The sequence below is a fragment of the Paracoccus wurundjeri genome (genome assembly GCF_030678915.1).
In the GTDB taxonomy this organism is placed as follows: domain Bacteria; phylum Pseudomonadota; class Alphaproteobacteria; order Rhodobacterales; family Rhodobacteraceae; genus Paracoccus; species Paracoccus onubensis_A.
In genome coordinates, this window is record NZ_JAUUTZ010000009.1 from 91,163 (window position 1) to 110,438 (window position 19,276).

At 60.1% G+C, this 19,276-nt stretch carries 23 protein-coding genes and 1 tRNA gene; 11 read left to right on the top strand and 13 right to left on the bottom strand.

The genetic code is table 11. The features are described from left to right. Positions 1-45 precede the first annotated feature (45 nt). Positions 46-549: an iron chaperone gene (locus tag Q0601_RS10960; RefSeq protein WP_305289868.1), complete on the top strand. Its 504-nt coding sequence runs from the start codon at positions 46-48 to the stop codon at positions 547-549. A gap of 667 nt (positions 550-1,216) precedes the next feature. On the opposite strand, the gene Q0601_RS10965 is transcribed toward Q0601_RS10960, so the two are convergent. The 6 genes from Q0601_RS10965 to Q0601_RS10990 form a co-directional block, all read right to left on the bottom strand. Beyond that, a complete protein-coding gene (locus Q0601_RS10965) occupies positions 1,217-1,456 on the bottom strand; it encodes a hypothetical protein (protein WP_305289869.1) in 240 nt (79 codons plus the stop codon). A 116-nt stretch (positions 1,457-1,572) separates the two neighbouring features. Continuing rightward, positions 1,573-2,592, bottom strand: coding sequence for a Dyp-type peroxidase (locus Q0601_RS10970; RefSeq protein WP_305289870.1), 1,020 nt, complete (start codon positions 2,590-2,592; stop codon positions 1,573-1,575). 501 nt (positions 2,593-3,093) lie between these two features. Further along, on the bottom strand, positions 3,094-3,501 hold the full coding sequence (locus tag Q0601_RS10975; RefSeq protein ID WP_305289871.1) for a hypothetical protein: 408 nt from the start codon (positions 3,499-3,501) through the stop codon (positions 3,094-3,096). A 150-nt stretch (positions 3,502-3,651) separates the two neighbouring features. Then, positions 3,652-3,725, bottom strand: a tRNA-Gly gene (locus Q0601_RS10980). Between the two features lie 42 nt (positions 3,726-3,767). Continuing rightward, positions 3,768-4,367: an HAD family hydrolase gene (locus tag Q0601_RS10985; protein ID WP_305289872.1), complete on the bottom strand. Its 600-nt coding sequence runs from the start codon at positions 4,365-4,367 to the stop codon at positions 3,768-3,770. Then, the gene (locus tag Q0601_RS10990) at positions 4,367-4,819 is read right to left on the bottom strand and encodes a nucleoside deaminase (RefSeq protein ID WP_305289967.1); all 453 of its coding nucleotides are present in this window, start codon (positions 4,817-4,819) and stop codon (positions 4,367-4,369) included. The genes Q0601_RS10985 and Q0601_RS10990 overlap by 1 nt, the downstream gene beginning before the upstream one ends. A gap of 113 nt (positions 4,820-4,932) precedes the next feature. Between Q0601_RS10990 and Q0601_RS10995 the strand changes: the two genes are divergently transcribed. Next, on the top strand, positions 4,933-6,141 hold the full coding sequence (locus Q0601_RS10995; protein WP_305289873.1) for a pseudouridine synthase: 1,209 nt from the start codon (positions 4,933-4,935) through the stop codon (positions 6,139-6,141). A gap of 23 nt (positions 6,142-6,164) precedes the next feature. On the opposite strand, the gene hemP is transcribed toward Q0601_RS10995, so the two are convergent. Both hemP and Q0601_RS11005 read right to left on the bottom strand, forming a co-directional pair. After that, positions 6,165-6,341 carry a hemin uptake protein HemP gene (hemP, locus tag Q0601_RS11000; protein WP_106690805.1) on the bottom strand — a complete coding sequence of 59 codons (177 nt, stop codon included), beginning with the start codon at positions 6,339-6,341 and terminating at the stop codon, positions 6,165-6,167. A 141-nt stretch (positions 6,342-6,482) separates the two neighbouring features. After that, positions 6,483-7,481, bottom strand: a complete 999-nt coding sequence (locus Q0601_RS11005; protein WP_305289874.1) for a zinc ABC transporter substrate-binding protein — start codon at positions 7,479-7,481, stop codon at positions 6,483-6,485. Between the two features lie 94 nt (positions 7,482-7,575). On the opposite strand from Q0601_RS11005, the gene Q0601_RS11010 reads away from it, so the two are divergent. The 5 genes from Q0601_RS11010 (at position 7,576) to Q0601_RS11030 (ending at position 11,480) form a co-directional block, all read left to right on the top strand. Then, positions 7,576-8,073, top strand: coding sequence for a Fur family transcriptional regulator (locus Q0601_RS11010; protein ID WP_305289875.1), 498 nt, complete (start codon positions 7,576-7,578; stop codon positions 8,071-8,073). Continuing rightward, positions 8,070-8,819 (top strand): metal ABC transporter ATP-binding protein, encoded by a 750-nt coding sequence (locus tag Q0601_RS11015; protein ID WP_305289876.1) that lies wholly within the window; start codon positions 8,070-8,072, stop codon positions 8,817-8,819. The genes Q0601_RS11010 and Q0601_RS11015 overlap by 4 nt, the downstream gene beginning before the upstream one ends. A gap of 48 nt (positions 8,820-8,867) precedes the next feature. Then, positions 8,868-9,650 carry a metal ABC transporter permease gene (locus Q0601_RS11020; protein WP_305289877.1) on the top strand — a complete coding sequence of 261 codons (783 nt, stop codon included), beginning with the start codon at positions 8,868-8,870 and terminating at the stop codon, positions 9,648-9,650. Between the two features lie 193 nt (positions 9,651-9,843). Further along, on the top strand, positions 9,844-10,053 hold the full coding sequence (locus Q0601_RS11025; RefSeq protein ID WP_119745352.1) for a hypothetical protein: 210 nt from the start codon (positions 9,844-9,846) through the stop codon (positions 10,051-10,053). 164 nt (positions 10,054-10,217) lie between these two features. After that, entirely contained in the window at positions 10,218-11,480 is a 1,263-nt protein-coding gene (locus Q0601_RS11030; RefSeq protein WP_305289878.1) for a SulP family inorganic anion transporter, read from the top strand. 41 nt (positions 11,481-11,521) lie between these two features. Here the strand turns inward: Q0601_RS11030 and Q0601_RS11035 are convergent, their stop codons facing one another. The 3 genes from Q0601_RS11035 to Q0601_RS11045 all read right to left on the bottom strand — a co-directional run bounded on the left by Q0601_RS11035 (position 11,522) and on the right by Q0601_RS11045 (position 14,154). Further along, on the bottom strand, positions 11,522-12,340 hold the full coding sequence (locus tag Q0601_RS11035) for a C40 family peptidase (protein WP_305289879.1): 819 nt from the start codon (positions 12,338-12,340) through the stop codon (positions 11,522-11,524). Beyond that, complete coding sequence (locus tag Q0601_RS11040) at positions 12,337-13,713, bottom strand: leucyl aminopeptidase family protein (protein ID WP_305289880.1); 1,377 nt, start codon at positions 13,711-13,713, stop codon at positions 12,337-12,339. Before Q0601_RS11040 ends, Q0601_RS11035 begins: the two co-directional genes overlap by 4 nt. Positions 13,714-13,776: 63 nt before the next feature. Next, positions 13,777-14,154 (bottom strand): hypothetical protein, encoded by a 378-nt coding sequence (locus Q0601_RS11045; RefSeq protein WP_305289881.1) that lies wholly within the window; start codon positions 14,152-14,154, stop codon positions 13,777-13,779. A gap of 138 nt (positions 14,155-14,292) precedes the next feature. On the opposite strand from Q0601_RS11045, the gene Q0601_RS11050 reads away from it, so the two are divergent. Continuing rightward, on the top strand, positions 14,293-14,940 hold the full coding sequence (locus Q0601_RS11050) for a carbonic anhydrase (RefSeq protein WP_305289882.1): 648 nt from the start codon (positions 14,293-14,295) through the stop codon (positions 14,938-14,940). A 45-nt stretch (positions 14,941-14,985) separates the two neighbouring features. Here the strand turns inward: Q0601_RS11050 and Q0601_RS11055 are convergent, their stop codons facing one another. Continuing rightward, the gene (locus Q0601_RS11055; RefSeq protein WP_305289883.1) at positions 14,986-15,585 is read right to left on the bottom strand and encodes a DedA family protein; all 600 of its coding nucleotides are present in this window, start codon (positions 15,583-15,585) and stop codon (positions 14,986-14,988) included. 10 nt (positions 15,586-15,595) lie between these two features. After that, positions 15,596-16,618 (bottom strand): aspartate-semialdehyde dehydrogenase, encoded by a 1,023-nt coding sequence (locus Q0601_RS11060; protein ID WP_305289884.1) that lies wholly within the window; start codon positions 16,616-16,618, stop codon positions 15,596-15,598. A gap of 286 nt (positions 16,619-16,904) precedes the next feature. Here Q0601_RS11060 and Q0601_RS11065 point away from each other — a divergent pair, with 286 nt between their 5' ends. The 3 genes from Q0601_RS11065 (at position 16,905) to Q0601_RS11075 (ending at position 19,276) form a co-directional block, all read left to right on the top strand. Beyond that, on the top strand, positions 16,905-18,059 hold the full coding sequence (locus Q0601_RS11065; protein WP_305289885.1) for a Hint domain-containing protein: 1,155 nt from the start codon (positions 16,905-16,907) through the stop codon (positions 18,057-18,059). Between the two features lie 128 nt (positions 18,060-18,187). Continuing rightward, the gene (locus Q0601_RS11070; RefSeq protein WP_305289886.1) at positions 18,188-18,664 is read left to right on the top strand and encodes an SspB family protein; all 477 of its coding nucleotides are present in this window, start codon (positions 18,188-18,190) and stop codon (positions 18,662-18,664) included. 63 nt (positions 18,665-18,727) lie between these two features. After that, positions 18,728-19,276 carry a class I SAM-dependent methyltransferase gene (locus tag Q0601_RS11075; protein WP_305289887.1) on the top strand — a complete coding sequence of 183 codons (549 nt, stop codon included), beginning with the start codon at positions 18,728-18,730 and terminating at the stop codon, positions 19,274-19,276.

Consider the following 19,276-nt stretch of genomic DNA (forward strand, 5'->3'; position numbering starts at 1 on the left):
GGCTGGCGCTCATGTGGCCGTGTTGGAGCGTAGGATGGGTTATATGTGAGCGGAGCTTTGCGGAACGAAGCTGTCCTCGATCATCAACGATCCAATGCCGGCAATCGGTATATTCGGAGCGTTGAGAAACACAACTGCATCAAGTGCTTTAGCGCCTCATTGGTTGTCTTCGAACATGCCGGACGGCATATTGTCAGCATGATGAAGAACCATGACGCTTATATAGCCGCCGCACCGGAGCAGTTTCGCGCCATGTTGGGTCAACTGCGTGCGCAGCTATCACGGGCGCTGCCAGATGCCGAAGAAGTCGTTAAGTACGATATGCCCGGATTTCAGATCGAAGGAACGATCATCGCGGGCTATGCTGCCTTTAGCAAACAATGTGGTCTATATGTTGACCCGGGTGCAATCGCTGCCCATGCCGACGAGATCGCTTCTTTGAAACTCAAGGCAACCAAGACCGGAGTTACGTTCTCGATAAGTAAGCCTATCACTGGTGAGTTAGTTGAGAAATTGGCAGTTAGTTCGCGCAGGAAAAAGGGATTCTAGCGACCGTCTTCGACAACTCAAAGTGCGGTTTGCAAACCGGCGCGAAGTCGGAGCGTCGTCATTTGGAGTCAGAGCGTTCGGCCAAAGCGGACATTAGCTAATCACGTTTCGGATGTCGCTATGGCCCCAGAGAAAACTCTACCCGCGTCGATCTCTGCCACGCGCAAAATCCTTCCCCGGTGCCTATCCCTCACGGACATGCCTCGTTTCCGGGCCTGTATCCATCATTTATCGTCCGGATCCGGTGGGCGAGGCTTGTCCTTTCCATCGGCGGGCTGCTTTCGCTCGCGCTCCATGCCTTCAGGATATGTTTTCCGTTCTTGCGCAGGTTGTCCGGGGATGCGCTGTTCATCGTCGTGATCACGGTTTCGGGCTTTGCGGGCCATCTGCATTTCTCCTGATCAGGATGAAAGGGAAACCGGCTGGCAGTCCTCAAGGTTCCATCAGAGCATCAGATGTCGCGCCATCCATTCTGTAAATTGGCGCGATGGAAGGGTATGCGTCTCGCCTATCTGCCGGTATTGCCGCCGCAACTGCTGAAGGCCCGGGGCGACTTTACAGGCACAATACATGGCATTGCATCGGAAGAGGGCGATATCAGACCCATCTTAACCCGACTTGCCCTGATATTCATCATTCGTCAGCCGAATTCGGCTGACGAACTGGTTCAAAGACCAAGGATTTCTTTCGCTTCGGCGAGTGCGTCAACCGCAGCCTGATGATTGCCGGCATCATGCTCTGTCTCTCCGAGGGCGCGCAATTCTTCCACCTTTGCCAGATCGGCTTCCGAGAGCGAAGCGGTTTCCAGCGCGGCGTCGATTTCGCTCATATCCTGGGGGCAGTGGAAGGCAAGGGCGGGGCTGGCAGCGAATGCGGCGAAGGCCACGGCGAAGCTCAGACGTTTCATGGCGTACTCCTTTCATTTTTCGTGGCAGTGGCAGCACTATATCACATATGGCCGCAATCGAGATAGCGCGGCATGTGAATGCCGGGCGTCTCATGGTACCCTGATTGGGACCGCCCTTACTTCTGCGTCTGCAATGATCCAACGCCGGGTGAATCCTGTGCCTGGCCGGCCGGTTCCTTCGCTTCCGGCTGTTCCAGAGTCCTGCCCGCGCCGATCGCGTCCAGCACGTTCTCACTGGGTACGAAGAACAGCGCGCCCGTCACCGCTTCCGAGACATCAAGGATGCGGTCGTAATTCCCCGGTGGCAGGCCGATGAACATGTTGTTCAGCATCGTCTCGATCCGGCCCGGTTCGCGCGCATAGCCGATAAAATAGGTGCCGAACTCGCCCCGCGCGGGGCTGCCGAAAGGCATGTTGTCGCGCAGGATCTGTAATTGGTTGCCCTCGGCATCGTTGATATTGGTCAGCACGTTATGGGCATAGCTGGCCTTTTCGGCATCGGGAAACTCGATATCGGACAGCTTGTGCCGTCCGATGACGCGCTCTTGCGCCTCGACCGTCATCGCGGTCCATTTTGCCATATCGTGCAGGTATTTCTGGGTGATGACATAGCTGCCCCCGGCAAAGACCGGTTCCTCGGGCCCGATGATCACTGCGGCGGTCCGGTCCGCGCCGTTCGGGTTCTCGGTCCCGTCCACGAAGCCCAGAAGATCGCGATTGTCGAAGAACTTGAAACCCTGAGTCTCGTCCTCGACAGTCGAGACCGGGCCAAGACGCAGCATGATCTGGCTGGCCAGTTCGAAACAGAAATCGGGCCGCTCGGCGCGGATGTGGAACAGGATATCGGCCGGTGTCGATGGGGCGTGATGGGTGCCCGCGATCTCTCGGAAAGGATGCAGGCCCTGTGGACGCGCGCCCATGCTCAGCCGGTCCCACAGGGCCGAGCCGATCCCGATCACGCAGCTTAGCCCCGCCGCGGGGCTGCGAAAGCCCACGGCGCGGATCAGCGAGGGCAGATCGGCGCAGAAATCGCGAAACCTGTCCAGCGCCGCATCTTCCCGGTTCAGCGTCAGCGTCAGAAAGATAGCGTTAGAGGTCAGTGAGCCTTCGGTGGGCTGGCTTGCGATGGGCGTCATTGTCATTCCCCTGCTGGCAAAGGTTCGGATAAGCCCTTTCTGATGGCTTGCGGAAATACCTACTTTCAGTGTCCCGATATCACGAGACAGAGTGGTTGTCCGCCTCTTCATTTCCGCTCAGACCATCGTTGCCTGTTGGAACGGTGGCATATATCGCGGCCAGCTTTGCCATTCCGTGGGTTTTTTTATGCCCGTTTTCTCTGCATCGGAACGATTCCGGTGATGACAAACAGGTCATTCGAAGGGATTCCCGCGGAAATCGCCCATTCCCGCTTGGCGAATGGATATTGCGCAGACAGAATTATCCATGTTGGGCATCTTGTACACGTCAGCGCGATGCCCAACACGAGCCTAGCTCACGCTGCTCCTTACTGGCGCGGGCTTTTTTTAACCTCTGTCACACGCCTGTAACTACCAGCGGGCAGAATACAGATGTTTTCACGTATTTATTGCAGATTGCCCGCGCCAGCCCTCCATCGGCGCGGGCTTTTCCATGCACCGTCAGTCACATCGATCGCTATGGCCCGCGCTGTCCACGTCCACCCATGTCTCGCTATGATGGACTCCTGATCTGCGCCGCTTTTCCGACACCCACCATACAAATGCATACGCGGCGGCCGCAGCAACTCCGATTCCGATATCTAAATAGTCAGGCATATACATACGGCTCCGTGCATCACTCCGCTTTTGACGCGATTGTAGCAGCCTCAACGCTTGCGACAACTGGCCGCAGATATTGCCGTTGATCACCGAAGGAGCGATCTCCACATCTGAATTACTCCCTGCTCTGGCCCGCGCCGTTCCCCTCTCTCCCATGGCGCGGGCTTTTTCATGCAGAAACGGCGGATGTGTCACCGCCCATTGTTTTCCGGTCAGAGTGAATGTCTTGCCGTCCTGCGCTGCATTCATGCCACCGTACCGGCTTCCGAAGCGGGGAATATCAGTATTCAGAGCCCAAGAGATCGTCGCGATTCATTCAACCAAATGTCCCGATAGCGGTTTTACTGTGGGGAGCATTTTCCGGCAAATGGCTGATGTTAAGATTTCTACGGGATTTTATGGAGCGGGTGATGGGAATCGAACCCACGTATTCAGCTTGGAAGGCTGCTGCTCTACCATTGAGCTACACCCGCGTTCCAACCCATATAAAAGCCTGCGTTGCCGGGTGCAACCTGTCAGATGCCAGATTCTCTCAGCGCAAGACGCAACGCTTCCGCTTCGGTGAAATGGATCGCCTCCATGCCGACCGCCCTGGCGCCTTCGACATTTGCCGGGCTGTCGTCGATGAAGACGCAATCTCCGGCCTTGATCCCGTTGCGGTCAAGCAGGGTGCGATAAATCTCGGGCTGAGGTTTCAGCAGCCCTTCGACGCCCGATACGACGATATCCTCGAACAATGTCTCCAGCCGTGGATATTGGGCCAAAGCGGCAGGCCAGTTGTCACGCGACCAGTTGGTGATCGCGAAAAGCCGGTGGCCGGCCGATTGCAGGGTCTCGGCGATTTCCCAGCTTCCGGCGACGGGATCCTGAATGGTCAGGTGAAAATTCGCCGTATAATCCTCTAGCGGCGTAGCATCCTCGCCATGGGCGCGGCGAGCCGCGGCCAGACCGTCGGAAAGCGGGCGTCCGCCGTCTTGCCGGTAGTTCCAGCCGTGAAAATCCACACGCGCCATCCAGTCGCGGATAGCGGTGGAATCGGTGAAATGCGTGGCGAATGCCCGTTCGGGGAACCAGTCGATCAGAACCCGGCCAAGGTCGAATACGATATGTTTCATCAGCGGCGAGCCTCGAAAAAGGATTTCAGAAGATCACGGGACGCCTCGGCGCTTATCCCGTCGTAAATCTCGGGGCGGTGGTGGCATTGGGGATGATCGAAAACCCGCGCGCCATGCGCGACACCACCCATTCTGGGATCGCCGGCCCCATAGTAAAGCACTGCGATACGAGCCGCCGAGATTGCCGCCGCGCACATCGGGCAGGGTTCCAGCGTGACCCACAGGGTATGACCGGGAAGCCGTTCCGAGCCGGCAGCGGCGCAAGCCTGCCGGATTGCCAGGATCTCGGCATGGGCGGTTGGATCCGACAATTCCCGCATGCGGTTTCCCGTCGCCGCTACGATCCGCCCATCGGCAGAGATCAGCACCGCGCCCACCGGCACCTCGCCCCGCTTTGCGGCGGCCCGCGCTTCGGCCAGCGCCAGCGGCATATGGGATTTGAACTCTGTCATTGTCGGGGTTGTCGCAGGGCAGGGGGCATCGCGCAAGATACGGCTTTCCTGTATGATGGATTTCACGTAAGGAATGCAGCTTGCCACCGCAGAGATGCGCAGGAGACATCGCCATGACCGACAAGACAGCCCCCGAATCCCCCTCTGCCGACCGTATCGCCAAGGTGATGGCGCGTGCGGGCATCGCCAGCCGCCGCGAATCCGAGCGGATGATTCTGGAAGGCCGTGTCACCGTGAACGGTGAAAAAATCACCAGCCCGGCTCTGGATGTCCTGCCCAGTGACAGGATTACCGTAGACGGCAGGAAACTGGACGAGCCGCAAGAAGCCCGGCTGTGGCTTTACTACAAGCCGATCGGACTTGTGACCTCGGCTTCGGACGAGAAGGGCCGTCAGACCGTATTCGACGCCTTGCCCCGCGATCTGCCGCGGGTGATGACGGTTGGCCGGCTTGACCTCAATTCCGAAGGGCTTTTGCTGCTGACGAATGACGGCGAACTGAAACGCAGTCTGGAACTGCCCTCTACGGGTTGGCTGCGCCGTTATCGTGTGCGTGTGAACGGCGTGCCGAATGATCTGACATTTGCGCCTTTGCGTCGCGGTGCAACCATCGACGGCGAGGAATTCGCGCCGATGGAGATCCGGCTGGACAGTCAGCAGGGCGCGAATGCCTGGCTGACCGTGGGGATCCGCGAAGGCCGGAACCGTGAAATCCGGCGTGCCATGGCGCATGTCGGTCTTCAGGTGAACCGGCTGATCCGCGTCGGCTATGGCCCCTTCCGCCTGACCGGCATGGAGAAGAATCAGGTGGTTGAGGTCAAGCGGCGGGTCTTGCGCGATCAGCTTGGCGGATTGATGACCGGCGAGGCCGAAACGAAGGACCGCGGTCCCCGTGGGAGCGACGCGCCGCGCAAGCCACGCGGCAAACCGGGTTTCGGCGATGCCCGCCGTCCGTCATTTCGCAGCGATGACGACAGGCCGGGCCGCAGCGCGGGGCCGGACGGCAAACCGCCCCGGAAATTCGGTGCCGCGCGGATGAAAAATGAAGAGAGTCCGGCGCGAGGCGGCAAGCCTTGGAACAAGAGGGAACGGACAAGCGAGCCTCGCACCGGGGATGGCGCAGCGGGTGAGGAGCCGCGGCGCAACTTCGGCGCAAAAACTGCCAAGGGACAGCCTGCGCGCGAATTCTCGGGAAAACCAGGATTCAAAGGGCCACGCGGAGGATCGCGCGGGCCGGCAAAAAGCAATGCCGGATCCGGCAGGCCCTTTGGCGGCAAGCCAGGCGGACGCCCCGGTGGCAAGCCGCGCGGACCCAGAACCTGATCGAAGGGCGCAACAGCGCCCTTTTATTTTGTCAAGATCAGCTTGCCGGCGCGGGTGATGCGCAGTTGGTAAACCTGTTCGTCAAGGACGATAAGTGCCTGATTTCCACCACGTGTCAGCTCGTTGGCGTCGTGCTGAGGCAGCCGCGCGAGAACGCTGGTTCCGGGGCGGGTAAAATCGGCAGGGCGCGTAGCGGTCATGGTCAGCCTCATTCCTGAAAAATGCGTCTGAAACAAATCTGACTAATTTACTCGGTAATGTCAAAGGAAAAGAGTCGGAAATAAAAAAGCGGCGATATCCAAGCAGGATACCGCCGCAATGGGACGCATGAGGGGAGGATGTCAGCCCTTGCCGGAAAGGCATTCGGCAAGCGCATCGCCCATGTTCTGCAACATCTCCGCATACAGGCCGGCCCCGGCCTCGATCCCGCGCCCTTCCGGATCCAGTTCCGCGCCGATTCGCGTATCGCTGCCCTCGATCGCGCTTTGGATCAGTGCCTGTTTATGCCCGTATTCGGGAAAAGCGCATTCAGCCCCCGAATCGGCGATCTGGGCTGAGATCTCGCTGAGCCGTGCGGCCGAAGGCGCCGAGGCATCCCCAAGCGACACCGCGATTCCCGGCAAAAGCCCGAAATGCGCGGTGAAATAGCCATAGGCATCATGGAATACTGCAAAAGGCCGGTCTTTCACCGGTTCGAGCTGCGCGTTGAGCTGTGCTTCCAACTCTCCGATCTGCTTCACCGAAGCTTCGGCATTGGCGGCATAGGTTTCGGCATTCTCGGGATCGTGCGTGGCCAGTTCCCTGGCGATTGCCGTCAGCCATGTCTGCGCATTGTGGGGATCCAGCCAGGCATGCGGATCGGCACCATCATGGCTGTGGCCATGGTCGTCATCGTGGTCATGCCCGTCATGCGCGTGCTCTTCGTCATGCCCGTGCTCTTCGTCATGATCGTGATCATGGCCGTGATCGTCATGCGCGTGCTCGGCATGATCATCCCCTTCTGCGCCGAATTCCCGCAGATGCGTACCGGGAACGGTCAGCAGCGGTAACGAACTGCCATCCCCCAGATTATCCGCCGCACGTTCCAGCCACGGCGTCATTTCCGGCCCGATCCAGACCAGAAGCTCTGCCGATTGCAGGGCAGCGGCATCCGAGGGCTTTAGCTGGAAGTGATGCGGATCCGCGCCATCGCCGATCAGCACCCGCACATCGCCAAGATCGCCCAGAACCTGCTGTACAAGTGACCCGGTCACGGGAATATCGGTGACGATCTGCGGGGGCGCGGCCATGGCCTTTGCTGCCAGCAAGCCCAGAATCGCTGTGGTCGTCAAAAGTCGCATGATGCCTGTCCTGAATAATAAGTCTCGTGTTGCGGGTGAAAGCTTTCTCATGTTATGTGATAACAAGTCAATCGAATTGTAATAAGGTAACAAATTGTGGCATGAACCGGATCAAGGCGACGCTTTCGCCCCGCATGATCATGCGCTTTGCCAATCGCGGGCATTGGCTGAAGCCGAGGAACGTCTGAGGCAGCAAGGTGCAAGGCTGACGCCGGTCCGCCGGCGCACATTGGAGATCCTGCTTGAAGCGCATCGGGCGATGGGCGCTTACGAAGTGCTTGACCGGCTGGCCGAGGCAGGTTTCGGCCGCCAGCCGCCGGTCGCCTATCGTGCGCTTGAGTTTCTGGTCGAGCATGGGCTGGCGCATCGCCTGCAGCGGCTGAACGCCTTTGCCGCCTGTCTGCATCCCGGCGAGGATCACGCCCCGGTTTTTCTGATCTGCCGGGTATGTGACAAGGTGGCCGAAGCCCATGCGGGCAATGTCCGCAGCGAATTAAGTTCGGCGGCAGGTGAACTTGGCTTCACGGTCGAGCGTGCGACTGTCGAGGCTTTGGGGCTCTGCCCCGCCTGCGCCGGACGGGACGCGGAATGACCGCTCTGATCGCTTCTGAAAAGCTGAGCATCAATCGCCCCGGTACGGCCGATCCGGTTTTGCGCGATGTCGATTTCCACATTGCGCCGGGCGAGATCGTGACGGTCGTTGGCCCCAATGGCTCGGGGAAATCCTCGCTTATCCGCGCACTTCTGGGGCACATGCCGCTGATCGCGGGGCGAATCGACCGCCGCGCGGGGCTGAGAATCGGCTATGTGCCACAGCGGGTTCAGCTTGACCGGTCGATCCCGATGACCGTGCGGCGCTTTTTGTCCCTTCCCCGCTGGGTCGGGGGGCAGGTGGCTGCGCTTGCCCTTGCGCGCACCGGAGTCGCCGGGTTGGAGGCGCGTCAATTGACCGAGCTTTCGGGGGGGCAGTTTCAGCGTGTCCTGCTTGCCCGGGCGCTTCTGCACGATCCGCATCTTCTGGTGTTGGATGAGCCGACGCAGGGGCTGGATCAGCCGGGAATCGTCGCCTTTTATCAGCTTATCGAAGAGGTTCGGCGCCAGACCGGCGCCGCGGTGCTGATGGTCAGTCACGATTTGCTTGTCGTGATGGGCGCATCGGACCGGGTGATCTGCCTGAATGGGCATGTCTGCTGCGAGGGAACGCCCCAATATGTCGGCAACGCGCCAGAATACCGCGCCCTGTTCGGGGCGGATAGCAAGGGTACCCTGGCTCTTTACCGACACCATCATGACCATGACCATGATTCGCATCATGATTGTGCCCATCACGGCGAATGAATTCTGAAATGAAGCGATGGCAACGCATATCGGCCAACAAGGGTTCCCATGCTTGATGATTTTCTGATCCGGGCCGTTCTGGCAGGTCTTGGGCTGGCGGTTGCCGCCGGCGTGCTTGGCTGCTTCGTTGTCTGGCGGCGCATGGCTTATTTTGGCGATTCTACCGCGCATGCCGCGATTCTGGGGGTGGCGCTTAGCCTGGCGTTCGATCTGTCCATCTATGCCGGCACCATTGCGACCGCGCTTGCCGTGGCGCTGCTGGTATCGATGCTGACCTCGCGCGGGCATGCGATGGATACGGTACTGGGCGTCATCGCGCATTCCGCGCTTGCCTTCGGGCTTGTCGCGATCAGTTTCGTTCCTTCGGCGCGGGTCGATCTGGCAAGCTATCTTTTCGGGGATATCCTTGCCGTCGGCCGCAGCGATCTGCTGTGGATCTGGGGCGGATCGTTCCTGATACTTGGGCTTTTATGCTGGCGCTGGCAGAACTTAGTGACTGCTTCGGTCAATGAGGAACTGGCGATGGCCGCGGGTATCGATCCCCGTCTGGAGCGGCTTGTGATGTCGGTCGCGCTTGCCCTTCTGGTTGCAATCGCGATTCGGATCGTCGGGTCGCTTCTGATCTCGGCAATGCTGATTATTCCTGCGGCAACCGCCCGCCGATTTGCCGCCACCCCCGAGCGGATGGCCGCCATTGCCTGCATTATCGCGGCGCTGTCGGTTTTGGCGGGGCTATGGGCAAGCCTGCGGCTCGATACGCCTGCCGGTCCGTCGATTGTCGCCTCCGCAGCAGCTTTTTTCATGTTTGCGCAGGTATTTCGTTCACATTAATTACAAAACACCCCATTATCGCGGCGTCTCGTGGCCTATGGGTAGCACCCCGTGGTTGAAGTGTTGGCCAATATGCAACAGTGGGCGCAGCCCCGCGCTGACAAGAAGGTATTGTTCCTTTTCAACTGCGTGGGATTGTGTAAGTGTCACATCGATGTTGCCGGAAACGGCAGCTTTCAAAACGAAACGGAGCATGATCATGACCAAATTCGCTACTTTCGCTGCCGCTCTCGGCCTGACCGCTTCTTCGGCTTTCGCCGGTGGCTATGTTGCCCCCGTCGTCGACGTTGAGCCTGTTGTTGTCGAAGAGCAGTCGGCATCCTCGAACGCCGGCCTGGTTGTTCCCGCCCTGCTGCTGCTGGGTGTGATCGCCGCGGTTGCTGCTGACGATGACGACAGCTGATTTCAGAACAGATCGAATTTCGATCTGACTGTTTTCAATGGGCTGACCGATTGGTCAGCCCTTTTCCTTTTACAATGTTCCATAACCATGCCGGCCTTTCATTCAGGCAGATCGGATGTGCTTTCAACTGGAACCTGTCCCCGGCATGAAATAGCTTTCGTGGCATGAAACCCAAGATTCTGACGACTCTTCAGACCTATAGCAGACAGCTTTTCATGGCTGATCTTGCCGCCGGCATCAGTGTTGCGATGGTGGCCCTGCCGCTTAGCCTTGCGATCGCGATCGCCTCGGGCGCCGATCCCGCGACCGGACTGGTCACCGCGATCGTTGCAGGCTTTCTGATTTCGCTTCTGGGGGGCAGCCGGGTTCAGATCGGTGGCCCGACGGGGGCGTTTATCGTCGTCGTCTTTGCGGTCATTGCCGATCATGGCTATGACGGGCTTGTCATCGCGACCTTCATGGCCGGGCTGATCCTGCTCGTGGCGGGGTTTTTGCGGGCAGGGCGATTGATCCAGCTTGTGCCTGAACCTGTCATCAACGGTTTCACCATCGGTATCGCGATCATCATCGCGACGAGTCAGCTTATGGATCTGTTCGGCCTGACGGTCGCGCAGGTTCCGGCCGAATTTTTCGGCAAACTGAAGGCGCTTTGGGCCGCGAAAGCCGGTCTGAGCATCCCGGCGCTGCTGATCGGCGGGCTGACGATGGTGCTGATCGTCGGTCTGAAACGCGCCGCGCCGCGGTTGCCGGGACTGATCATCGCCGTTGCCGTCACCTCTGCCATCGTCGCCATATTCGGTCTGCCGGTCGATACGATCCAGTCGCGTTTCGGAGATTTGCCGCGCGGCCTGCCGGCTCCGGCGATTCCCTCGTTGAATATGGAACGGATTGGGGAACTGCTGCCGTCGGCTTTCGTCATCGCGTTTCTCGCAGGTGTCGAATCGCTGCTGTCGGCCATGGTCGCTGACCGGATGATCGCAGGCAGGCATCGCTCCAATGCCGAACTGATCGCCCAGGGGGCGGCAAATCTGGGATCGGCGCTGTTCGGCGGATTGCCGGCGACCGGCGCAATCGCCCGCACGGCCACCAATATCCGCGCCGGTGGCAAAACGCCGGTGGCCGGCCTGATTCACGCCATGACGATCCTGATCGTGATGCTGATCGCCGCGCCGCTGGCGGGCTATATGGCGATGCCCGCGCTTGCCGGGCTGCTGATCCTGACGGCATGGAACATGAGCGAGCCCCATCGCTGGCCGGAATATCTGCACGAGAGGCGGTCGGATCAGTTTCTTCTGGTCGTGACGCTTGTCCTGACCGTTGTGGCCGATCTGACCGTTGCAATCGGCGTTGGTGTGGCGCTGGGGCTGGCAATCCGCCTGCGCCGCCGCCTGATTCCGCCATCGGACTGGAAGCCGCCGCAAAGATGAACATTTGCGCAAGCCGATCAAGCCTGTGACGAAGCCCCGTTCTATCCGGGCCGTCTCACGCCCAGAAACGGCCCTTCGCCCGCAGCATCGATCCGGGCGATGGCGTCCTGAATCCCTTCGCGGATGACGGCCATTTTCCATGCGGTCGCGTGAATCATGACATCGGCCGAGATCGCCATGGCAACATGGCCGGGCCAGAACAGCAGATCGCCGCGCGCGATGCCGGAAACCATCGGGAAGGCATCGCGTTGCAGATCGGAATCGCCCGGGCAGGGGATGCCGCAATCCGTCAATGCGATCTGGATCAACCCCGAGCAATCCAGCCCCGCATAGCTGTTGCCTCCCCAGAGATAGGGCGCCCCCAATAGTGACTCCGCGGTCGTGACGGGATCCGCGGAAGGCTTGTCACCGATATGTTGCAGGGGAATGAAGCCGCCGGTTGCAAGCTGTGCGAAGCCCGGCATGGTTCCGGCTACGGACAATCTGGCACCGATGGACAATCCGCAGAACTCGGACTGCTTCATATCCGGCGCGGAATAAAGATGGCTTGCAGGGGCGGTAACGCGATGCGTGATAGGCGCGGTTCCGGTTCCCAGCACATTTTCGGGCAGCCAGCCGCAATAGCCGTCCTGTGCCGTCTGGACAAAGGCCCATCCGCCGCGAGCCTCGATCACGGTCAGGTCCGCGCCGAAAATCACCTGCCGGTCCCGGCGGCCTTCCGGTGCGTTCAGCAGATCGGCAAGAGGGGCGCTTAGACGCGCGGGCCGTCCGGCTGTGTATTCCGGGCGCTTCAGGACGCCGCGCAGGGATTCCAGGGCAACCCGCTCGGTCGCCGGGGTCAGGCGGCGATCATGGGTCATGTCAGCAATCGCGGCAAGGCGTCCAGAACTGCCCGCGCCCCCTGACCCACACCGCCTTTTGGCCTGCCGGGCTTCGCGGCGGGTTGCCAGCCGTAGATATCAAGATGGACATAGCGCCCCGCGCCCTCGGCGAAGCGGCGCAGGAACAGCGCGGCGGTGATCGAACCGGCCATGCCGCCGGACGGCGCGTTGTCCAGATCGGCGATATCTGGCTCGATCATCGCCTCGTAAGGCTCCCAGAACGGCATCCGCCACAGCGGATCGCCTGCCTGCATCGCCGAGGTCTGGATGATTTGCGCGGTTGCATCATCGTCGCAGTAGAAAGGCGGGATATCCGGGCCAAGCGCCACCCGCGCCGCGCCTGTCAGCGTCGCGTAAGAGATCATCAGATCCGGATTTTCCTCGGCACCCATCGTCAATGCGTCGGCCAGCACCAGCCGCCCCTCGGCGTCGGTATTGTTCACCTCGACCGTCAGGCCCTTGCGGCTGCCAAGCACGTCACCGGGACGAAAGGCATTGCCGGCGATGCTGTTTTCCACCGCCGGGATCAGCACACGCAGCCGCAGCCGCTGTGCCGCTCCCGTTCCGGCCAGCATCTTCAGCAGCCCCAGAACGGTCGCCGCACCGCCCATATCTTTCTTCATCAGCCCCATCGAGGATGGGGGTTTGATATCCAGCCCGCCAGTGTCGAAACACACGCCTTTGCCGACCAGCGTCAGCATCGGGCCGCTGTCGCCCAGCCGGATGTCGATCAGCCGTGGCGCCTGTTCCGCAGCGCGGCCGACCGCGTGGATCAGTGGCAGGTTGGATTTCAGCAGGGCCTCGCCCGTCGTCACCTCGATCGAGGCGCCGATATCATTGGCCAGCTTGCGGGCCGAGGCTTCAAGCTGTTTGGGTCCCATATCGCTTGCCGGCGTATTGATCAGATCGCGGGTCAGAAATTCGCCCGCCGCGATGGCAAGAAGACGGTCGGCATCCACGCCGTCGGGGCAGACAAGCCGCGGCCGGGCGGGCGCGTCGCCTTTGTACCGTGTGAAGCGATATTGGCCCAGCAACCAGCCAAGCGCCAGTTCCTCGGGATCGCGGCCCTCGGGAACATAGGCAAGCCGCCAGTCCCCCTGGGGCAGTGCCGAGACGGCGCGGGCAAGGGTGAACCGCTCCCGCCCGGCCCTGGAGGGATGGCCAAGCCCGAATAGCGCGCCCTGCACCGTGCCATCCGCAGCCGGCAGCAGGCACAGCTCGCCTGTCTTGCCGGTGAAGCCACAGGCCGCGGGCCAGTTGCCCGCCATGGCATCTTCGGGAATTTCCGCGTCTTGCGGGACGCACCAGATTGGCAGTGATTGATCGGAGGTTGGGGCAAATTCGACCGGCATCGCAGTTTCCTTGTTGTCCGGGGGACAAACTACACGCTGGCGGGGCCTTCGCAAGTGCGGCAGTCAGGAAAGGCCGGTATCGCACCGGATCGTGGCCAGCGAGCGATTGCCGACCCGTCTCAGTCTGGCGCCGATTGCCGCGACAGCGATATGATTGCGCTGCTGGATGCAATCCCGAAGGTTCTGCGCCACGGTGGCCAGTGTCGGCAGCCCCAGCTGCCAGGCAAGACGCGCCAGCGATTCGGCATGAGCCAGGGCATCCGTATCGTCATGGCAATCCATGGCCTGGCCGGCCCGGAAAAGCGCAGTCTCGATCTCGCCCAATGCCAGGCGGATCGTGTTCCGTGCCGCCGCTTCCCCCAGTTCTCCGACAATATCCGCGATCCGCCGCCTGTCGAAGCGAACCGGCTCGAATATCGGCAAGGACATGACATTTGCCAAGCAGGAATCTCCGGCCTCTCATTTGTGTTGGAGGCGGAGATTGCGGTAAGAGAATGAACAACTTGCTAGCGCGGGGAATTTCTTCTCGAATTTTAGTCATTATGCGCTTATCAACTGGCAAGTTTACAAGAGGTCATCATGCATAATGTCCGCCCATTGCCGCAATATCTGATCAGCCGCTATCATGGCTGGAAGGCCACAGCCTATGCCGAGAACAGCGCCTGGTACCGGAGATTGGCGGATGACGGCCAGCGTCCAAGGGCGATGGTCATCTCGTGTTGCGATTCGCGCGTACATGTCACCAGCATATTCGGCGCGGATTCGGGCGAGTTCTTCATCCATCGGAATATTGCCAATCTGGTTCCGCCCCATGCGCCGGACGGGCAGCAGCACGGCACCTCGGCGGCGGTTGAATACGCGGTGGAGGCGCTGCGCGTGGCGCATCTGATCGTGGTCGGGCATACGAATTGCGGCGGTGTGGCCGGATGTCATGCGATGTGCTCGGGAAATGCGCCGGAACTCGAAGAGAAATCCAGCTTTGTCGGCCGCTGGATGGATATCCTTCGCCCCGGCTATGAACGGGTGAGCGCGCTGCCTGAAGGAGAGCAGATCCGGGCGCTGGAGCGCGAGGCGGTGATGATCTCGATCGAGAATCTGATGACTTTCCCCTTCGTGAAATCCGCCGTCGAAAGCGAGGAATTGTCGCTGCATGGGCTGGTCCACGATATCCGCGAAGGAACTCTTTGGCAGGCTGAAGACGGCGGCAAGCGCTGGATTGCGCTATAAGGTCCGCCGACCGGCCCCGACGCATTTCCGGACCTGTATCCGGCTCTAGCTGTCCGGCTGCCAGCGGATCACGCGCCACAGATATATTCCGATCAGCCCGAGGACGATCAGCATCGAGGCGGGGTTCAGCCATTCGCTGACCTGTTCATAACTGCCTTCCAGCCAATAGCCGGCAAGCGCCAGAAATGTGCACCACAGAAAGCTGCCCAGTGCCGAGAACAGCAGGAAGCGCCGGGTGGACATCCGCGCGATTCCGGCCGGAATTGAAATCAATGTGCGGATCGTCGGCACAAGCCGTCCGAAGAACACCGCCGCGGCGCCATGCCGTTCGAACCATGCTTGCGCCCGGTCCAGTTCGGATGGCGTCATGGTCAGCCAGCGTCCATGTCGAGCGATCAGCCGACGCAGCCGTTTGTCGCCAAAGGCGCGACCGACAAGATACCACAGCCACGCCCCGGCCAGCGATCCTGCCGTGCCTGAAAGAATGGTCAGCCACAGAGGCGTGCCGCCCCGTGCTGCGTTGAACCCGGCCAGCGGCATGACCAGTTCCGACGGAATAGGCGGAAAGACATTCTCCAGCAGCATGAGGGCGGCGATGGCCCAGGCCCCGCCACCTTCAAGAAAGCTGGAGATCCAGTCGAACATGACGGGGCGGTCAGCCCTTCTTCAGAACGCGATTACCCAGAAGCTCGGCGATCTGAACCGCGTTCAGAGCCGCACCCTTGCGCAGGTTGTCGCTGACGCACCACAGGTTCAGCCCGTTCTCGATGGTTGAATCCTGACGGATGCGGCTGATGAAGGTGGCGAAATCGCCCACGCATTCGACCGGCGTTGTATAGCCGCCCGGTTCGCGTTTATCGACGACCAGGATGCCGGGGGCTTCGCGCAGGATGTCGCGGGCCTCATCCTCGTCAAGGAAATCCTCGAACTCGATATTGATCGCCTCGGAATGGCCGACAAAGACCGGCACGCGCACGCAGGTGGCGGTAACCTTGATCTTGGGATCGACGATTTTCTTGGTCTCGGCGACCATCTTCCATTCTTCCTTGGTCGAGCCATCCTCCATGAAGACGTCGATCTGCGGAATCACGTTGAAGGCGATCTGTTTCTGGAATTTGCTGGGCTCGACCTCTTGCCCGGGCACATACATGCCCTTGGTCTGATCCCACAGCTCATCCATGCCTTCCTTGCCCGCGCCGCTGACCGACTGATAGGTCGAGACGACCACGCGTTTGATCCGGGCGCGGTCATGCAGTGGCTTCAAAGCCACAACCATCTGCGCGGTCGAGCAATTCGGATTGGCGATGATGTTCTTCTTCGCATAGCCCTCGATCGCGTCGGGATTCACCTCGGGCACGATCAGGGGGACATCGGGGTCATAGCGGTAAAGCGAAGAGTTATCGATCACCACACAACCGGATTTGGCGGCGATGGGGGCGTATTTCTTGGTCGCATCGGAACCGATGGCAAAAAGCGCGATATCCCAGCCGGTAAAATCGAACTGCTCGATATCCTTGATCTTCAGAGTCTTGTCGCCAAAGCTGACCTCGGTCCCCTGCGAGCGGCGCGAGGCAAGCACCGCGATCTCATCCACCGGAAACTGACGTTCATCCAGAATATTCAGCATTTCACGGCCCACATTTCCCGTGGCGCCGGCAACAACGACTTTGTAGCCCATCGGGGCCTCCTTTCCTGCGATCGCTGGCGTTTAACGCAACGTGGCGTGGGATGGAAGGGGGAGCGTGGCAAGAGGCGGACTCAGTAACGATACCCGTGTAACGCGTGGATGCGGTCGGGTAAGCGCAACTATCCCGGGGTTCCGAATTTTTGCCCGGTTGCCCGATCGCCGAGATCACCTGCCACGCGAGTAAAGATGTCAAGTGACAACTGGTGCAAAGTCGGTTATCCGCAGTGATGGTTGATAGAGTTTTAATCGAGTGTTGCAGTTTAAGGGGGAGGTACCGATGGTAACACATACTGATCCATTCATGTTGAATACGAATCTGAACTGGGATGGCATCGGTTCGATAATCGATCAGATGAGAGGCCGTTCCTTTGGCGTAGATGGGCATTCTACGGGGAACTATATCGCTGAAAGCACCAATGCTTATATCGTGGAAAGGTCTACCACCACGACGGACCCTTATGTCGATGATCTGGATGGCTCTCGTGTTCAGGATCGGATCACGGTTGGGCCGGGCGCGACTTTGGAAGCCAAATCAGGTCTGCTCGACTGGATCGTCGGCATTCAACAATATTCCGTCGAACTCACTGACGGGACCGTTCTGACCCAAGCGGATCTGGGCGGCGAACTGCCGATACGGATTCTGGATGCCGCCAGCGGTCGCAAAGTGCTGATCGATTTCAGCGACAACTGGTTGAACGCCCTGAACGCGAGCGCGCCTGTCGCCAAGATTTCGATTCCCTCGAATGCCACCCAGAACTCTGCCTATGGCAGATATTATGGTCCGAGTTATGATGGGACCTATAATCCGCTCTGCTTTGGCGCTGGCACTCTGATCGATACGCCCGAGGGAGAAAAGAGAGTTGAAACGCTGCGTTCCGGCGATCTGGTGAATACCCGAGATCACGGCGCCCAGCTGTTGCTCTGGGTGGGATCGAGTGTAATGACCCAGGTCCGTTTGCAGACCAGCCCGAAGCTTCGGCCCATTCGTATCCGTGCCGGTGCGCTTGGCCAGGGATGCCCTGCGCGCGATCTTGTCGTGTCGCCCCAGCATCGCATTCTGCTGCAATCGAAGATCGCGCAGCGGATGTTCGGTTCCCCTGCGATACTCACTGCGGCAAAGAACCTGCTTGAACTCCCCGGCGTCGAGATCGCGGAAGACATCGCGGAGATCAGGTATTTTCATCTCATGCTCGATAGACACGAAATCGTGCGGGCTGATGGGGCGTGGACCGAAAGCCTTTATATCGGGGAACAGGCCCGGTTGAGCCTGACGGAATCGCAACTGCAGGAGATTGCCGCGATCTATCCCGGTCTTCCGGAAAAGGAAGCCCGGCAAGAGCCCGCACGAAGCTTTGTGAGGGGGTCGCCGACACGCAAACTGGTGCGGCGCAGCATAAGAAACCAGCGGCCGCTATATGATTCGGTCGCCTGAACGATGATCCGTCCGGTCCCGCCTTTCAGGGCGGGACATCATCGTTGCGATACGATATCCGCGCCTTCCCCCCTTTTCATCGACGCCCATTTGCCTATGCTTGCCGACATGTTGAGAGGGAATGTCTGATGACGCAGTCGGGAATTGATTATGGCGGAATGATGCATCGCGCAATGCAGAGCCTGATTGCCGATGTACTGCGCGATGTGGCCCGGAACGGTTTGCCGGGTGAACATCACTTCTTCATTACCTTCGACACCCGCGACGAGGGTGTCGAGATGGCCGACTGGCTGCGTGAGCGGTATCCCGAGGAAATGACCATCGTCATTCAGCACTGGTTCGACAATCTGACTGTGGATGACCAAGGCTTCACGATCACGCTCAATTTCGGCAATTCACCCGAGCCGATGCGAATTCCGTTCGATGCCCTGCGGACTTTTGTCGATCCCTCGGTCGAGTTCGGCCTTCGTTTCGAGACTCAGGACGGCGATGACGACGAAGAAGACGCGGATGACACCTATGAAGAGGTTCCCGCCGATGACGATGATCCTGACGATTCGCCCGGAGGCGGCGAGATCGTGCAACTGGATCACTGGCGGAAATAGGCCGTCACGCGGCTGTCACCTCTCTGCAATAGGCCATGTCCAGCAGCGCTGCAGGAGATTGCCATGTCGGATCTGTCGTTATTCGTCAGTCAGTTCATTCGTCGCCCGTCCGAGATTCGCTCGGTCATTCCCACTGGTCGGGTCACCGCCCCCCCAATTGGGCGGGGGGGGCCCCCCGGCATGCGCGTGGCCGAGATCGGCGCGGGAACGGGTACGGTTACAAACGCGATTCTGGCCCGTGGATTGCCGCCCGAACGGTTGGACCTGTATGAACTGAACGCTGCCTTCTGCGACCATTTGCGCGCGCATTTCCCGGGCGTTCGCGTTCATAACCGGCCCGCTCAGGACATGGCCAACGAGAATGGCGAGCCATATGACATGGTGATCTCGGGCGTACCGATCCTGCCGATGCCGGATGAGTTGCAGGCTTCGATCGTTGGTGCGGCTTTGTCGGTGATGCTGCCCGGGGCGCCCTTCGTGCAGATCACTTATGGCCCGCTACCGCCTCTGTCCGAGAATGTGCGCCGTCATTTCGGCCTGCAGCATGAGCGCAGTCGCCGGATCTGGGCCAATCTGCCGCCTGCGCAGGTCTATATATTCCGGCGGCGTTAA

Bases quoted from the DNA above. Each gene is read 5' to 3' on its own strand.
- Q0601_RS10965 (WP_305289869.1), bottom strand. From the start codon at position 1,456: ATGAAACGTCTGAGCTTCGCCGTGGCCTTCGCCGCATTCGCTGCCAGC.
- Q0601_RS10970 (WP_305289870.1), bottom strand. From the start codon at position 2,592: ATGACGCCCATCGCAAGCCAGCCCACCGAAGGCTCACTGACCTCTAAC.
- Q0601_RS10975 (WP_305289871.1), bottom strand. From the start codon at position 3,501: ATGAATGCAGCGCAGGACGGCAAGACATTCACTCTGACCGGAAAACAA.
- Q0601_RS10985 (WP_305289872.1), bottom strand. From the start codon at position 4,367: ATGAAACATATCGTATTCGACCTTGGCCGGGTTCTGATCGACTGGTTC.
- Q0601_RS10990 (WP_305289967.1), bottom strand. From the start codon at position 4,819: ATGACAGAGTTCAAATCCCATATGCCGCTGGCGCTGGCCGAAGCGCGG.
- Q0601_RS10995 (WP_305289873.1), top strand. From the start codon at position 4,933: ATGACCGACAAGACAGCCCCCGAATCCCCCTCTGCCGACCGTATCGCC.
- hemP (WP_106690805.1), bottom strand. From the start codon at position 6,341: ATGACCGCTACGCGCCCTGCCGATTTTACCCGCCCCGGAACCAGCGTT.
- Q0601_RS11005 (WP_305289874.1), bottom strand. From the start codon at position 7,481: ATGCGACTTTTGACGACCACAGCGATTCTGGGCTTGCTGGCAGCAAAG.
- Q0601_RS11015 (WP_305289876.1), top strand. From the start codon at position 8,070: ATGACCGCTCTGATCGCTTCTGAAAAGCTGAGCATCAATCGCCCCGGT.
- Q0601_RS11020 (WP_305289877.1), top strand. From the start codon at position 8,868: ATGCTTGATGATTTTCTGATCCGGGCCGTTCTGGCAGGTCTTGGGCTG.
- Q0601_RS11025 (WP_119745352.1), top strand. From the start codon at position 9,844: ATGATCATGACCAAATTCGCTACTTTCGCTGCCGCTCTCGGCCTGACC.
- Q0601_RS11030 (WP_305289878.1), top strand. From the start codon at position 10,218: ATGAAACCCAAGATTCTGACGACTCTTCAGACCTATAGCAGACAGCTT.
- Q0601_RS11035 (WP_305289879.1), bottom strand. From the start codon at position 12,340: ATGACCCATGATCGCCGCCTGACCCCGGCGACCGAGCGGGTTGCCCTG.
- Q0601_RS11040 (WP_305289880.1), bottom strand. From the start codon at position 13,713: ATGCCGGTCGAATTTGCCCCAACCTCCGATCAATCACTGCCAATCTGG.
- Q0601_RS11050 (WP_305289882.1), top strand. From the start codon at position 14,293: ATGCATAATGTCCGCCCATTGCCGCAATATCTGATCAGCCGCTATCAT.
- Q0601_RS11055 (WP_305289883.1), bottom strand. From the start codon at position 15,585: ATGTTCGACTGGATCTCCAGCTTTCTTGAAGGTGGCGGGGCCTGGGCC.
- Q0601_RS11060 (WP_305289884.1), bottom strand. From the start codon at position 16,618: ATGGGCTACAAAGTCGTTGTTGCCGGCGCCACGGGAAATGTGGGCCGT.
- Q0601_RS11065 (WP_305289885.1), top strand. From the start codon at position 16,905: ATGGTAACACATACTGATCCATTCATGTTGAATACGAATCTGAACTGG.
- Q0601_RS11070 (WP_305289886.1), top strand. From the start codon at position 18,188: ATGACGCAGTCGGGAATTGATTATGGCGGAATGATGCATCGCGCAATG.
- Q0601_RS11075 (WP_305289887.1), top strand. From the start codon at position 18,728: ATGTCGGATCTGTCGTTATTCGTCAGTCAGTTCATTCGTCGCCCGTCC.